General features: G+C 49.2%; 11 protein-coding genes. 3 read left to right on the forward strand and 8 right to left on the reverse strand.

All coding sequences use genetic code 11. From position 1 onward, the window contains the following. Positions 1 to 72: 72 nt before the first annotated feature. The 4 genes from greA to ACO0LC_RS06260 form a co-directional block, all read right to left on the reverse strand. The gene (gene greA / locus ACO0LC_RS06245) at positions 73 to 549 is read right to left on the reverse strand and encodes a transcription elongation factor GreA (protein ID WP_423001713.1); all 477 of its coding nucleotides are present in this window, start codon (positions 547 to 549) and stop codon (positions 73 to 75) included. A gap of 129 nt (positions 550 to 678) precedes the next feature. Continuing rightward, positions 679 to 3,897, reverse strand: coding sequence for a carbamoyl-phosphate synthase large subunit (gene carB / locus ACO0LC_RS06250; RefSeq protein WP_423001715.1), 3,219 nt, complete (start codon positions 3,895 to 3,897; stop codon positions 679 to 681). Positions 3,898 to 3,901: 4 nt separating this feature from the next. Further along, on the reverse strand, positions 3,902 to 5,056 hold the full coding sequence (carA, locus tag ACO0LC_RS06255; protein WP_423001796.1) for a glutamine-hydrolyzing carbamoyl-phosphate synthase small subunit: 1,155 nt from the start codon (positions 5,054 to 5,056) through the stop codon (positions 3,902 to 3,904). 308 nt (positions 5,057 to 5,364) lie between these two features. After that, positions 5,365 to 5,772: a GlcG/HbpS family heme-binding protein gene (locus ACO0LC_RS06260; protein ID WP_423001717.1), complete on the reverse strand. Its 408-nt coding sequence runs from the start codon at positions 5,770 to 5,772 to the stop codon at positions 5,365 to 5,367. A 306-nt stretch (positions 5,773 to 6,078) separates the two neighbouring features. On the opposite strand from ACO0LC_RS06260, the gene ACO0LC_RS06265 reads away from it, so the two are divergent. Continuing rightward, positions 6,079 to 6,561 (forward strand): C40 family peptidase, encoded by a 483-nt coding sequence (locus ACO0LC_RS06265; RefSeq protein ID WP_423001719.1) that lies wholly within the window; start codon positions 6,079 to 6,081, stop codon positions 6,559 to 6,561. Between the two features lie 131 nt (positions 6,562 to 6,692). Here ACO0LC_RS06265 and ACO0LC_RS06270 read toward each other — a convergent pair whose 3' ends face one another. After that, positions 6,693 to 7,505, reverse strand: coding sequence for a patatin-like phospholipase family protein (locus tag ACO0LC_RS06270; RefSeq protein WP_423001721.1), 813 nt, complete (start codon positions 7,503 to 7,505; stop codon positions 6,693 to 6,695). Between the two features lie 524 nt (positions 7,506 to 8,029). On the opposite strand from ACO0LC_RS06270, the gene ACO0LC_RS06275 reads away from it, so the two are divergent. After that, the gene (locus tag ACO0LC_RS06275; RefSeq protein ID WP_423001723.1) at positions 8,030 to 10,141 is read left to right on the forward strand and encodes a bifunctional 2',3'-cyclic-nucleotide 2'-phosphodiesterase/3'-nucleotidase; all 2,112 of its coding nucleotides are present in this window, start codon (positions 8,030 to 8,032) and stop codon (positions 10,139 to 10,141) included. Positions 10,142 to 10,216: 75 nt separating this feature from the next. Next, on the forward strand, positions 10,217 to 10,951 hold the full coding sequence (locus ACO0LC_RS06280; RefSeq protein ID WP_423001725.1) for a tetratricopeptide repeat protein: 735 nt from the start codon (positions 10,217 to 10,219) through the stop codon (positions 10,949 to 10,951). Positions 10,952 to 10,979: 28 nt separating this feature from the next. Here the strand turns inward: ACO0LC_RS06280 and ACO0LC_RS06285 are convergent, their stop codons facing one another. The 3 genes from ACO0LC_RS06285 to ACO0LC_RS06295 all read right to left on the reverse strand — a co-directional run bounded on the left by ACO0LC_RS06285 (position 10,980) and on the right by ACO0LC_RS06295 (position 14,504). Beyond that, positions 10,980 to 12,176 (reverse strand): hypothetical protein, encoded by a 1,197-nt coding sequence (locus ACO0LC_RS06285; protein ID WP_423001727.1) that lies wholly within the window; start codon positions 12,174 to 12,176, stop codon positions 10,980 to 10,982. A 172-nt stretch (positions 12,177 to 12,348) separates the two neighbouring features. After that, positions 12,349 to 13,635: an NRAMP family divalent metal transporter gene (locus ACO0LC_RS06290; protein WP_423001729.1), complete on the reverse strand. Its 1,287-nt coding sequence runs from the start codon at positions 13,633 to 13,635 to the stop codon at positions 12,349 to 12,351. Positions 13,636 to 13,679: 44 nt separating this feature from the next. Then, positions 13,680 to 14,504 carry a response regulator gene (locus tag ACO0LC_RS06295; RefSeq protein ID WP_423001731.1) on the reverse strand — a complete coding sequence of 275 codons (825 nt, stop codon included), beginning with the start codon at positions 14,502 to 14,504 and terminating at the stop codon, positions 13,680 to 13,682. Between the last annotated feature and the right edge of the window lie 25 nt (positions 14,505 to 14,529).

Below are 14,529 nucleotides of genomic sequence, written 5' to 3' on the forward strand. Positions count from 1 at the left end.
CAGTCACTTCACTCTACATCGAGTTACTTCTCATCAGTGATCTATTTATATCCATTGACTGGGTATACCTGATCAAACGTACAATACATCCAGCACTTCATACTCACGCACACCTGCCGGTGCCTGCACACCCACCACGTCGCCAGCATACTTGCCGATCAAGGCGCGTGCGATAGGAGAAGTGATGGAGACTTTACTTAATTTCAAGTCCGCCTCATCTTCGCCAACGATCTGATAGCTGACTTTTTGTGAAGTTTCCAGGTCTTCCAGATGCACGGTAGAACCAAACACGACACGACCCTCTGCATCCAGTTCACTAGGGTCAATGATTTGCGCAGAACCCAGCTTGCCTTCCAGATCAGCAATGCGACCCTCGATAAATGCCTGACGCTCTTTGGCAGCATCATACTCGGCATTTTCAGACAAGTCGCCTTGCGCACGCGCTTCTGCGATTGCATTGATGACGTCCGGGCGTTCTTTGGTCTTTAAAAGATGCAATTCTTTTTTAAGCAATTCTGCGCCAAATTTGGTGACAGGTACTGTACTCATATCATTCACACTCATAAAAGTAAAAATACAGAGGCCACAACAGACACCAGCATTACCGATGCCATTTGTGAACTCTGTATCGAAGTTCAAGTACCCCTGACTTTGCAGCCAAAGGCACTGTTATTTCTCTCAGTTTAAGGTCTTATGCAGCCCTTGTAAATCATAAACATGCAATTCATTCAAATGATGCATACCTTCAACCGCTGCTTCCGCACCGGCGATGGTAGTGAACGTTGTTGCACGGGCAATCAAAGCCGAGGTACGAATGGCGCGCGAATCGGTAATGGCATTGCGCTTTTCTTCAACGGTATTGATGACCATGGCAATTTCATTGTTTTTGATCATATCGACAACGTGTGGCCTACCTTCAACCACTTTATTGACGACAGAAACCGGGATGCCTTCAGCCGCAATCGCCGCTGCCGTGCCGCGTGTCGCCACAACCGAAAAGCCCAAAGCAACCAGGTCTTTCGCCACTTTGACACCACGTGGTTTATCGCTGTTTTTGATGCTCAGGAATACCTTGCCAGACGTAGGCAATTTCACGCCAGCACCCAATTGGGATTTCACGAAAGCTTCACCAAAGGTTTTACCTACACCCATGACTTCACCGGTCGATTTCATCTCTGGGCCGAGGATGGTATCGACGCCTGGGAACTTCACGAATGGGAATACGGCTTCCTTAACGCTGAAGTAAGGTGGAACAACTTCTGCACCTATGCCTTGTGAATCGAGAGACTGACCAACCATGCAACGAGCAGCAATCTTGGCCAGTTGCAAACCAGTGGCCTTAGACACATAAGGTACGGTACGTGATGCACGCGGATTCACTTCCAGCACGAACACGACGTCTTTGCCCTCTTGCTGCTGAATCGCAAACTGCACGTTCATCAGGCCGACGACATTCAAACCCTTGGCCATCAACGCAGTCTGGCGCTTGAGTTCAGCAATGGTTTCTTGCGACAGGGAATATGGTGGCAGGGAACATGCAGAGTCACCGGAGTGAACACCAGCCTGCTCGATATGTTCCATGACGCCACCGATGAAAGTGCGCTCGCCGTCAGACAGGCAATCGACGTCGACTTCAATCGCATCATTGAGGAAGCGATCAAGCAAGACTGGAGAATCATGCGAGACCTTGACGGCTTCACGCATATAACGCTCCAGATCACGCTGCTCATGCACGATTTCCATCGCACGACCACCAAGTACATAGGACGGACGCACTACCAGCGGATAACCGATCTCTTGTGCCAATGCCAAAGCATCAGTTTCAGTACGTGCAGTGCGATTAGGCGGCTGACGCAAGCCCAGGTCTTGCAGCATTTTCTGGAAGCGCTCGCGATCTTCTGCAGCATCGATCATGTCTGGTGAAGTACCGACGATAGGCACGCCATTGGCTTCCAGATCCAGCGCTAGTTTCAAAGGTGTCTGTCCACCGTATTGCACGATCACGCCAACTGGTTTTTCTTTATCGACGATTTCCAGCACATCTTCCAGCGTCAGTGGTTCAAAGTACAGACGGTCGGAGGTATCGTAGTCGGTAGAAACGGTTTCAGGATTGCAGTTGACCATGATGGTTTCATAACCATCTTCGCGCATCGCAAATGCCGCGTGCACGCAGCAATAATCAAACTCAATACCCTGGCCGATACGGTTAGGGCCACCGCCCAATACCATGATTTTTTTCTTGTCGGTCGGGTTCGATTCGCACTCTTCTTCATAGGTCGAATACATGTAAGCTGTATTCGTGGCGAATTCGCCGGCGCAAGTATCGACGCGCTTGTAGACTGGGCGCACGTTCAAAGCTTTACGCTTTTCGCGGATAGCTGTGTCGGTAGTCTTCAACAATTTTGCCAGGCGACGGTCAGAGAAACCTTTTTGCTTCAGTTGCAGCATCAGGGCTTTATCGACGCTGTCGAGTGACTGTTCATCGAGCCACAATTCGATATCGACGATATCCTTGATTTGCACCAGAAACCATGGGTCGATATGCGTCAGTTGATGCACTTCTTCCAGCGTGAAGCCTTGAGCGAAAGCATCGCCGACATACCAGATACGGTCAGGGCCAGGTTCACCGAGCTCTTTTTCCAGGGTCTCTCTATCCTGGGTTTTTTCATTCATGCCATCGACACCAACTTCCAGGCCACGCAGGGCTTTCTGAAAAGACTCCTGGAAGGTGCGGCCAATAGCCATCACTTCACCAACAGATTTCATCTGCGTCGTCAGGCGGTTATCTGCCTGCGGGAATTTTTCAAATGCAAAACGCGGTATTTTGGTGACGACGTAATCAATCGAAGGCTCGAAAGAAGCTGGCGTAGCACCACCAGTAATTTCATTGCGCAATTCATCGAGCGTGAAACCAACTGCCAGCTTGGCAGCTATCTTGGCGATAGGGAAACCAGTTGCCTTAGATGCCAGCGCAGATGAACGCGACACGCGCGGATTCATCTCGATGACGATCATGCGGCCATCAGCAGGGTTGATGGAAAACTGTACGTTGGAACCACCGGTATCCACACCAATTTCACGCAGCACGGCCAAAGAGGCGTTACGCATGATCTGGTATTCTTTATCGGTCAAGGTCTGTGCCGGCGCCACAGTAATGGAGTCACCGGTATGCACGCCCATAGGGTCCAGGTTTTCGATGGAGCAGACGATGATGCAGTTGTCGGCCTTGTCGCGCACGACTTCCATCTCGTACTCTTTCCAGCCTATCAGCGATTCTTCGATCAGCAATTCATTGGTAGGCGATGCTTCCAGGCCGCGCTTGCAAATTGTTTCGAATTCTTCCGGGTTGTAGGCGATACCACCACCTGTACCACCCATGGTGAACGATGGGCGGATGATGACAGGGAAGCCGACATCCTTTTGCACTACCCAGGCTTCGTCCATGGAATGGGCAACGCCGGAACGTGCAGAACCCAGGCCGATCTTGGTCATGGCGTTCTTGAATTTCAAACGGTCTTCCGCCTTGTCGATTGCTTCTGGTGAAGCACCGATCAGTTCGCAATTGTATTTGGTCAATACACCGTGGCGATGCAAATCCAGTGCGCAGTTCAATGCAGTCTGACCACCCATGGTAGGCAGGATCGCATCCGGTTTTTCTTTATCGATGATGCGTTCAACGACTTGCCAGGTGATAGGTTCGATGTAAGTCACATCGGCCATTTCCGGGTCTGTCATGATGGTTGCCGGATTGCTGTTGACCAGAATCACGCGATAACCTTCTTCACGCAAAGCCTTGCAAGCCTGTGCGCCGGAATAATCGAATTCGCAAGCCTGACCAATAATGATGGGGCCAGCGCCGATAATCAAAATACTTTTTATGTCGTTACGTTTTGGCATTCTCTTATTCTCCTGTCTTTGCCTTGACCATCATCGCGGTGAAGCGGTCAAACAGGTAGGCAATATCATGCGGACCTGGTGAGGCTTCAGGGTGACCCTGGAAGCAGAAAGCTGGTTTATCAGTACGGGCAAAACCTTGCAGCGAGCCATCAAACAAAGATACATGCGTGACGCGGCAGTTGGCTGGCAAAGTTGCCGCATCCACTGCAAAACCGTGGTTTTGGGAAGTGATCAATACCTGCTTGGTGTCCAGATCCTGCACAGGATGGTTGGCACCGTGGTGACCAAATTTCATCTTGAGGGTTTTTGCACCGGATGCCAGCGCCATGATTTGATGACCCAGGCAGATACCAAAGGTAGGAATGCCCTTCTCTATCAATTCTTTGGCAGCGGCAATTGCGTAATCGCAAGGCTCAGGGTCGCCAGGACCATTCGACAAAAACACGCCATCAGGATTCAGCGCCAGCACATCGGCCGCACTGGATTGCGCAGGCAATACCGTGACCTTGCAGCCGCGCTCTGCCAGCATACGCAGGATATTGCGTTTGACGCCGAAGTCGAAAGCGACAACGTGGAATTTTGGATTTTGCAACTGACCATAACCCTGCCCCAATACCCATTCAGCCTCAGTCCAGTTGTATGCCTGTTTGACGGACACGACCTTTGCCAGATCCATGCCAGACAGGCCAGGGAAAGACTTGGCCAGTGCAATGGCTTTTTCAGCATCAGCACCCACCAGGATAGCACCGCCCTGCGCACCTTTTTCACGCAAGATACGTGTCAGCTTGCGGGTATCAATACCGGCAATAGCAACGATGTTTTGGGATTTGAGGTAATCAGAGAGGGTTTGTTCAGAGCGGAAATTCGATACCAGCAAAGGCAGGTCTTTAATGATCAAACCGGCTGCATGGATTTTATCAGACTCTACGTCTTCGGCATTGACGCCCGTATTACCAATATGCGGATACGTCAGGGTAACGATTTGGGAACTATAACTGGGGTCAGTCAAAATTTCCTGATAACCGGTCATTGAGGTATTGAAGACAACTTCACCTATGGTCTGACCGGCAGCGCCGATCGAATATCCAGTGAAAATGCTTCCATCGGCGAGAGCAAGTATAGCGGTGTCCTGGCCGGAACGAAGAAGGGACTGCGGAATGGGCAGCAAGGGCAACTCCTGTATTGTTACCGCCGCTGCGACGCACCAAGCTGTCGTTTCCCTGACCGCGCAAGAATTGCCGCGTGGCCTGGAAAGATGATGGAGCGATGTGAATTTGGGTAGGCGCTACGGCGAGATTTCGGATTAGTTAAACCCTCGAATTATAGCGCGAAACGGCCCATCAGGCAAATACGAAATGCCTGATGGGCCGTCATTTCCAGCAAATTCAAAAGTAGTACGAGCGTTCGCCAATCATGTTTTCAATTCCATCTTCAAAAACACACGTCTTAATACTCCCCTACCAGCAATTACAGGCCCAATGCTGCTATACCCGCTTTTGCGATTTGCGCATCTTCTGCCGACTTCACGCCAGAGACACCTACAGCACCAACACAGTGACCATCAACCATGATCGGCACGCCACCTTCAAGCATACCTTCGATGAAAGGTGCGCTCAGGAAGGAATAACGACCATTATTAATAATATCTTCATAGATCTTGGATTCGCGCTTGCCCAGAGCCGCAGTAGTTGCCTTGGCTGGCGCGATATGTGCAGAAATAGGTGCAACACCATCAAGGCGTTGCAACCACAGCAAATGACCGCCATCATCGACGACAGCAATCACAACAGGCCAGTTATTGGATTTGGCTTCTACCTCGGCGGCAGCAGCGATTTTTTTGACATCATCCAATGTCAATACAGGTTTTGTTTGCATAAATGCCTCTCTATAAAAGTCAGCGGATTGTACGCCAAGCAATTGCGCTTAGGTATACAAACAGTTTTAACCAATTTAAGTATTTAAGCAGCATGTAGAAATTATGATTTATACAAAACTGCACTTACAATAACAATAACTCTCTCAAGCTCTCGCTGAAACTTATTGTTACTTAGAAATATTCCCGAATGGTTTACATTTTTTCAGAGTTCGCTTACAGTGGACCGGTTTTTCCAACCAGGTGCAAAGATGCTAATAACCGTTTCCAGACTATCAAGGAAAGCCAAGTTAGTGCTTATTTCGACTATGCTGCTCGCCGCAGCTGCCAACCCAGCCTGGAGCGCAGACAACCCCTTCCCTGAATCATCGACCGCCTATACCAAACTGCAGGAAATCAAGCAGCGCGCATCTGATCTCACCGTCAAAGCCATGGATTTAATGGGCATACGATATAAACGCGGCGGCAATACCCCGGAGAATGGTCTTGATTGCAGTGGTTTTGTACGTTATGTATTCAAGGATGTGGTCGGTGCCAATTTGCCGCGCACCTCAGCAGAAATCAGCAAAGTTGGCGAACACGTAGAACAAAAAGACTTACAACCCGGTGATCTGGTGTTTTATAACACCCTCAAACGCGGTTTTTCCCATGTCGGCATTTATCTGGGCGACAATAAATTCATACACTCCCCTTCTGCAGGCGGTCAGGTTCGCGTAGAGAGCATGGACATTTCTTACTGGAAAAAACGCTTCAATGGCGCACGCCGCATCAATGATGATGAAGTGAAATAAAAAAATTCCAAGCGCTCGCAAAAAAAACTAAATTATTTAGCCCTGATATCAAAAAAACTTCAGTAAACCACGAAAAAATAAAGGCAGAGCAATTCGCTCTGCCTTCAATTCACTTCAGCCTTAATCAAAGATTAACGCTCTTGCATGGCCTTAATCTTTTGCTTGATTTCTGGCATCATCGCCATTGCCGCCTTTTCACCCGCCAAAATAGCCAGATTCCTCCCCGCAAAATCATTACCCTTCATACCCGGCAATTCTGGGCGAATGACAATTTCCGCCTGTTTCAATTCAAACTGATTAATGCTTTGCCCCATGATGGCTACGGTTTGCAGCAAAATATCCAGGGTTGCATTTGAAACCATCGGCTCTGGTGGCGAAGAAATATTGACGGCAATCACCACATCCGCTCCCATTTCTCGAGCAAAGCGAACCGGCACTGGCGACACCAGACCACCATCGACATACAGGCGCTCATTGATTTTCACTGGCTGGAATACTCCAGGTACAGCAGATGAGGCTCGCACTGCAGCACCAGTATTACCGCGCTGGAACAAGACAGCATGCCCCGTAGCCAGGTCAGTTGCAACGGCACCGAAAGGCTTACGCAGCTTTTCTATAGGGGCCTGCGCCACCAGACGGTTCACATATGCTTGCAAGGCATCTCCCTTCAATACCCCACTGGATTTGGAAAACAAAGGCAGGGACCAATCTGAAATTGTCGCTTCATCCATATCCAGAGCCATTTTTTGCAAGGCAAAACCATTATTACCAGCGGCATACATGGCACCGACCACACTGCCCGCGCTGGTACCGACCACGATATCCGGCGATATCCCTTGCGACTCAAGCGCCTTGATCACACCTATATGGGCAAAACCACGCGCTGCGCCGCCACCTAATGCCAGGCCAATACGAATTGGCTTCAAAGTTTTAGCCACTGGCATGGCCGTCGTTGCAGTCGTAGCAACTTGCTGAGGTGCGGTATTACATCCTCCGACGGCAACCAGCAAGCATGCTGAGGCCAACAATCGAAGCGCGCCGCGCCTGGGTTTATTGATAAAACTGGAAACAGGAAAATGGGGTTGCGGCATATGTTTTATGAGTGAGTTTAAGCAGTGTTGCAAAGCAAGGGCAAAAAGAAGAGCCACATTGCGCATCAGGTGCGAGATTATATTTCCAAAAGCCTGTAGAGCGCTGAAAACATACCAGGAAATTAATTTCTGACAAATTTTCGATGTTGATTCTCAAGGCTAAATTTATTGACTAAGCAACATTAGCAAAGCAAACAAGGAACATCATCAATTGATGATGTTCGACATTTCAATACACATATGTCATGCCAAGGAAATAATTCATACTGATAATCGCGCACTTGTCGATCTGTTACCGACAGGATTTTGCCTAAATGCGTAGAGCTAACGCTCAGCAAATCTACAATTTGTCATTGATGATTCCTTAGAGAGAGTTTATGAAAAAGATTTTTTGGTTGCCATCCGTTGCAGCAATTGCGCTAGCTGGTTGCGGCACTAGCGACCCGGTGATTAGCACACCTGCGATTGTCACGCCGGCGGTTGACGTTAATGCAGTTCCAGAGGGTACAACTTTGAAAATTGCCCTGCTTGAAACTACAGACATACATCAAAACATACTCAGCTATGACTACTATGGATTGAAAGCCGATACCAGCCTGGGCCTGGAAAGAACAGCCACTCTGATCAAAGACGCCCGAGCAGAAAACCCTAACAATATCCTGCTTGATGATGGCGACGTCATCCAGGGTACGCTGCTCGGCGATTACCAGGCACTGGCCGCCCCAGTCACCTGTAGCGGTACATTGGCCGTCTATAAAGTCATGAACGCCTTGAAATACGACGCGGCTGGCCTGGGCAACCATGAATTCAACTATGGCCTGGGTTTCCTGAGCCAAATCACCAATACCGATTTTGGCCTGCCTGATGTCAGCAAGTCTGGCACTTGTGGTGCCCCCAACTTCCCTCTGGTCTTGTCAAATGTAGTCGGTGCCAGCAGCCAAAAACCGATTTTCAATCCTACTTCCCTCATCAGCAAGCAATTCACGGCCACCAAACCAGATGGCACGAGTATGAATGTCAAACTGAATGTAGGTGTCATGGGTTTTGTGCCGCCACAAATCATGGACTGGGATCAAAAATCCCTGGCAGGCAAAGTAGTAGTCAATGGCGTACAAGAGTCAGCGAATAAATATGTACCTGAGCTGCGCTCCAAAGGTGCTGACCTGGTCGTTGCCCTATCTCATGGCGGTCTGGATGCATCGCCCTATAGCCCAAAAATGGAAAACGGCAGTTTGCACCTGAGCACGACTGGCATAGACGCGCTGATGCTGGGTCATGCTCACTTGATTTTCCCTGCACCTAAAGAAACTGGCGCACCTCCCATTGACGCATCCTTGGCCGCCCTGCCCGCAGCAATTGTCGATACCAAAAAAGGTCTGGTGAATGGCGTGCCTGCCGTCATGGCGCAAAGCTGGGGCCGTCGCCTGGGCATCATACAGATGACCTTGAAATACCAAAGTGGCAAATGGGCAGTCCAAAAAGACCTGACCAATGTAGAAGCACGCGGCTTCAAATACAAAGATGGCACCACCATCGTTGATGCAGACGCTTCCATTGCTCCTCTGGTGGATACTGAGCACAAAGCCACTGTTAGCTATGCAACCCAGGCTTTGGGCACGACAACAGACTTTGAAATGTCAGCTTACTTCGCTTTGGCGGGTGATGTCTCGGCCATACAAATCGTCAATCAAGCGCAAATCGATTATGTAAAAAGCTTTATCGCCAATTCCAACGATACAACGATAGCCAGCTACAAATCCATTCCTGTAATTTCTTGCAGTGCGCCCTTCAAGGCTGGCCGCAATGGTCCTACTGACTTCACCGATGTTGCGCCTGGTGCCAGCCCAAGCTCTCCATTTGGTTTGCAAGTCCGCAATCCCGGCGACCTTTACTTGTATGGTAATAACAATCTGCAAGCGGTCAAGATCAAAGGCTCTGATTTGAAGAACTGGCTGGAAACTGCCGCCAAGCAGTTTGGCCAGATAGATCCGACTCTGACGACAGAACAAGACCTGGTGCCATCCTATTCAACCATTTATAACTATGATGTGTTTTATGCAGAGAATAATGCGCTGCAATATCAGATCGATGTTACCCAGCCAGCAGGCAAACGCATCAGCAACCTGACTTTTGCTGGCAAGGCAGTCGGTGATAATGATGATTTTATCGTTGCTACCAATGACTATCGTGCAGGTGGTGGCGGTAACTTCCCAGGCATTGATGGCAGCAAAACCATCATCAAATCACCAGATGCAAACCAGGCTGTCGTCAGCAATTTCGTCAAAAAACAAGGCAAAATCACCAGCGCAGCCAACGGCGCAGGCCAAAGCTGGAGCTTTGTCAAAGTGGCGACTAAAGGACCAGTCATTTTGCGCTCTGCCCCTGGCAAAATAGCCGTCGCACAAGCACTGGGACTGAGCCGCGTCAAAGCCGAAGGTGCACTCGACGCCAGTGGCTTTGCCAAATATGCGATAGATTTGAGTAAATAATATCGCTGGCAATAAGTAGTAATGATAGCCCGTGCGTTGCGAGCTGCAACGCACGGCATCTTTCTTGATGACGACATGTTGAACAAATTCAAAATCAGTACAGGTATTTTATTTGCATGCAGTATCAGCGCTTGCGCCCCTGCTCCAACCACTGCAGAGATTGAGTCTGCAGGCATACAGGCTTTGCATGCACAATTGCCATCCGCCATCGCCACATTACAAAAATGGGCAGATGCAGGTAACGCCATAGCCCAGCGCGAATTGGGCTTAGCCTATGCCATCAAACCTGAACAGGCAAGCCTGGCCCTGCACTGGCTGGAAAAAGCCGCCAGCAATCAAGGCGGTGACGCTGAGGCCCAGTTTCAACTGGCGGAAGCCCATTACAAGGCGCGCCTGGGGTTAGCAAAGAATGAACAACTCGCCTGGAAGTGGTATGAAGCTGCTGCCATTAATAACCATGCCAAAGCCAGCTTCATGCTGGCACGCATGGCCAAATACGGCCAGGGCACACCGCAAAACCTGAGCATCTCTATCAAATGGCTGGAAAAATCCAGTCAGCAAGGTAATCCGCAGGCGATGTTCCTGCTATCGAATGCCTATGCCGCAGGCGAAGGTGTACAACAAGATCAGGCGCTGGCCAGAAAGTGGCTGGAAGAATCTGCCGAACTGGAATACCCGGTTGCCATACAGGCGCTAGCCATGGAGCTGGAAAGCGGCAGCAAGCATGTAGAAAAAGATCCACAAAAGGCCAGGCATTTGATCAAGGAAGCATCAGATGAACGTTTGATGCGCTGGAACCGGTATCAATAGCCGGATTTACATAAAAAATGTCAGCATGCTAATTGAACACGGCGACCTGGGGCGACCATTCACTTGTTACGTTCACATCAATTAATTGGCAAATCATTGCACCAAGATCGAGCAACATAATTTCCCTGGCCGCTTTTACACCTGCATCTTGCTTGTTTGCTGCCTGGATGAAACGTAGAAATTCTTTCGGTTGATGTGCCAGATTTTCCACCAGAATATGCGCCAGTTCATACGATAATTTTGTACCTTCATCGCTGCGATGAAAGGACGTGCCACTCCAAAATTCCTGTATCCGCCATTCATCCCAAAAATTGCGCAAATCGTCGAGCAATTCTTCAGCATTGAGTTTGCGGGTCAGATATCGGCTGTGCAAGCGCCGCTCCAACGTGACCGCCAAACCTTCGTTGAGCCACAAGGGAATATCCAGCCATGCTAAGGCGCTATGGGTTAATTCGTGGGTGATGATGGGTTCTACCAGTAACAAATCATCCTGTTTGGTGATGAAGTGCGGGCAGCAGTCTTGGGCAATGAACATACCGCCACTTTGCGCTCGCCCCTCTTTGGCCTGGTAAAAAATGCTGGAATAGCGTTGATAGCTTGCCTCATCGTCAAAGATCAACAAAATACTTTTAAATTTGTCGGGAAAGCAGGCCACATCAGGCAAGATGCGCGCAATATTTTTGCGTGTTTTGACAATAAATTGCGCGCTGGCGACAATCACATTCGGCTCCAGCGTGGCAAGCACAAATGCTTGCTCGCTTTCATACAAATAACAATGCGGGCCGATTGTTTGCTTGAGCGCAAACAACCAGGCACGTTGCGCAAACAAAATAGCCTCTTGCCTGGCCTGCGTATCATGAATACCTCCCAGCCAGAGCTGGAAATGCCACCAGTCTAAAATGGGTAAGCCATTACAGTATTTGAAATTATCTATGATCGAATACGGCTTGATATCAGCAAGCACGATTTGCGTATAGGCGTCTGCTGACAAGCGCTTTTCACTAATAAAACCTGACGGCAGTTTTTCCGGCGTTTGCCACAAGGGCGTGCGCGGACGGCGTGGCAACTCCAGTAATGCAAACGGCGCACCAAATAGGGGAAACACCCAGATGCTGATGCAAGTGAGCATGCGGTGAAAACTGGCGGGCAGTTTTTTGATGATTAAATAGTGTACCCAGCAATTTAAGGCTAGTTGCAACAGCAGATAAATCAACATTGGCAACATGATTACAGTACACCATCTGCAAGTAGGAAGAAATGCCGCGATCTTAGCATTGCCTCTACTTAATTGCTAACAAGTTTTGCCTGCTTACTAGTACTGCAACACGAGTGAAATATACAAATCACCGCGGTAACTTTAGTTTATCCTGACAAATCGAGTGCCTGAACATACCAGTTTAAAACGTCGTTACCAGCATCGCCGCTACCGCCAGTGCCATCATGCAGGTAGCCAGCCAGCCCAGCACTTTCAACCTCGCAGTGACCACAAATTTCCCCATGACATCTGCACGACTGGCCATCAACATCATAACCACCATGATAGGTACAGAAATCACGCCATTGATGACGGCACTCCAATACAGTGCCTTGATGGGATCAATGGAGGTAAATCCCAGACCTATCCCTATGAGAGTCGACAGTGCGATGATGGCGTAGAACTGCCTGGCTTGCATGGGCGTATTTTCCAGGCTATTTTTCCATTTGAAAGCGCCTGACATTGCATATGCCGACGAACCGGCCAGCACAGGAATCGCCAGCAAACCAGTACCTATGATGCCGGCACTAAACAGCATGAAAGCAAAATCACCAGCAATCGGGCGCAAGGCTAGTGCCGCCTGCGCTGAAGTCTGGATATCAGTAAGGCCATGCAAATTCAAGGTGACGGCTGTTGTCAGGATAATGAAAAAAGCCACCAGATTGGAAAATGCCATTCCTATATAAGTATCAAGTTTTATGCGTTTTAAGTTAGCTGGAGCCTGCTCTGGTGCATGGATCAGTGGTCGCGCCTGTGGGTCACCACGCATCTCCTCAACCTCTTGCGAAGCTTGCCAGAAGAACAGGTAAGGGCTGATGGTGGTACCAAACACTGCCACCACGGTAGTGATATATTCTTTTTTCCAGGACAATTGCGGCATGACTGCGCTCATCAAGACTTCAGACCAGGGTGTATGCACCACAAAAACGGTGGCAACATAGGCCAGCAATGCCAGCGTCAACCACTTTAAAAACCGCACATAACGCTGGTAAGGAATGAAGACCTGCAATAGCAGAGACAATACTCCAAAACCTATGGCATACAGATGCGCCTTGCCGCCTATCAGCAACTTCAATGCCTCACCCATGGCTGAAATATCGGCAGCAATATTAATGGTATTGGCGACCAACAAAAGGCCGACCACCGCATATAACAACCAGACGGGATAATGACGGCGGATGTTGGTGGCGAGCCCGTGACCACTGACCCGGCCTATGCGGGCACTGACAATTTGTATGCCCACCATTAAGGGATAGGTAAACAATACCGTCCACAACATGTTAAAACCAAATTGCGCACCCGCTTGTGAATAGGTGGCAATGCCACTGGGATCATCGTCGGCTGCCCCGGTAATCAGGCCCGGCCCCAGCTTTTGCAACAGACCAGGTTCTTCGAATACGGCTTGCTCGTCTGAAATCGGTTTATTCATATCTCAATATTGATAATTTCAAGTACAGTTGATGACTCTTGATTTCATGGCCGCCTATGGGTGATATCCATGCCCACTCCGCGGTATCCGGCAAACCGGCTGGCAGAGTCAAAGAAAGGTTCACCACTGACTTGCAGATATTGTATCGCGCCATCTTGTTTGACACGCCGGTAAATGAAATCCAAAAATGGCCGGCGATTCGCAATATTGTCGTCTAGCTGTTCGCGCTCATCGACATCCCAACCGTCCATGCCGCCCTTGGGTGCATTACCCAACATGTCTTCCGCCTGTATACCCAGCATTTCAAATACAGGCCCGGATATGCTGGTGAAATTACCAAACTGATCTTGTTCCCAATACCAGTCAGACGAGAGTTGGGTAAAGCTTTTAAAGCGCGCTTCACTAATCAGCAACTCTGCAGTACGTTCCTGTACGGTCTGCTCCAGGCGTTTATTGTAAGCATCCAGTTGCTGATATAGCAAGCGCACTTCGAGCATATTATGTATGCGCGTCTGCACCTCCTGCAAATCAAATGGCTTACTGACAAAATCCTTGGCTCCCGCTTGCAAGGCACGCAGCTTGTGCCCTGGCTGGGCAGTAATCACCAGTACCGGCAAATAAGCATCTGCCGTGATGTTCTTCAACTCCTCCATCACTTCAAAACCATCCATGCCTGGCATTTGCAGATCCAGCAATATCAGGTCGTAGTTATGCTCCATGTGCAAGGCACAAACTGCACGCGCATCCATGGTCGTAGTGATGGAGGTATAGCCAATATTACGCAGCATTTGCGCCAACAACATTACATTCGCTTTTTGATCGTCAACGATCAGGATGCTGGCCTTGAGAATTTCGACTGCTTCAAGCATTTCGTTCTTTCAAAATTGATCCAAC

The sequence above is a fragment of the Undibacterium sp. JH2W genome (genome assembly GCF_049340425.1).
In the GTDB taxonomy this organism is placed as follows: Bacteria; Pseudomonadota; Gammaproteobacteria; order Burkholderiales; family Burkholderiaceae_D; genus Undibacterium.

Coding starts and splice junctions, on each gene's coding strand:
- ACO0LC_RS06275 (WP_423001723.1), top strand. CDS start 8,030: ATGAAAAAGATTTTTTGGTTGCCATCCGTTGCAGCAATTGCGCTAGCT.
- greA (WP_423001713.1), bottom strand. CDS start 549: ATGAGTACAGTACCTGTCACCAAATTTGGCGCAGAATTGCTTAAAAAA.
- ACO0LC_RS06265 (WP_423001719.1), top strand. CDS start 6,079: ATGCTGCTCGCCGCAGCTGCCAACCCAGCCTGGAGCGCAGACAACCCC.
- ACO0LC_RS06290 (WP_423001729.1), bottom strand. CDS start 13,635: ATGAATAAACCGATTTCAGACGAGCAAGCCGTATTCGAAGAACCTGGT.
- ACO0LC_RS06270 (WP_423001721.1), bottom strand. CDS start 7,505: ATGCCAGTGGCTAAAACTTTGAAGCCAATTCGTATTGGCCTGGCATTA.
- ACO0LC_RS06280 (WP_423001725.1), top strand. CDS start 10,217: ATGTTGAACAAATTCAAAATCAGTACAGGTATTTTATTTGCATGCAGT.
- ACO0LC_RS06260 (WP_423001717.1), bottom strand. CDS start 5,772: ATGCAAACAAAACCTGTATTGACATTGGATGATGTCAAAAAAATCGCT.
- carB (WP_423001715.1), bottom strand. CDS start 3,897: ATGCCAAAACGTAACGACATAAAAAGTATTTTGATTATCGGCGCTGGC.
- ACO0LC_RS06285 (WP_423001727.1), bottom strand. CDS start 12,176: ATGTTGCCAATGTTGATTTATCTGCTGTTGCAACTAGCCTTAAATTGC.
- ACO0LC_RS06295 (WP_423001731.1), bottom strand. CDS start 14,504: ATGCTTGAAGCAGTCGAAATTCTCAAGGCCAGCATCCTGATCGTTGAC.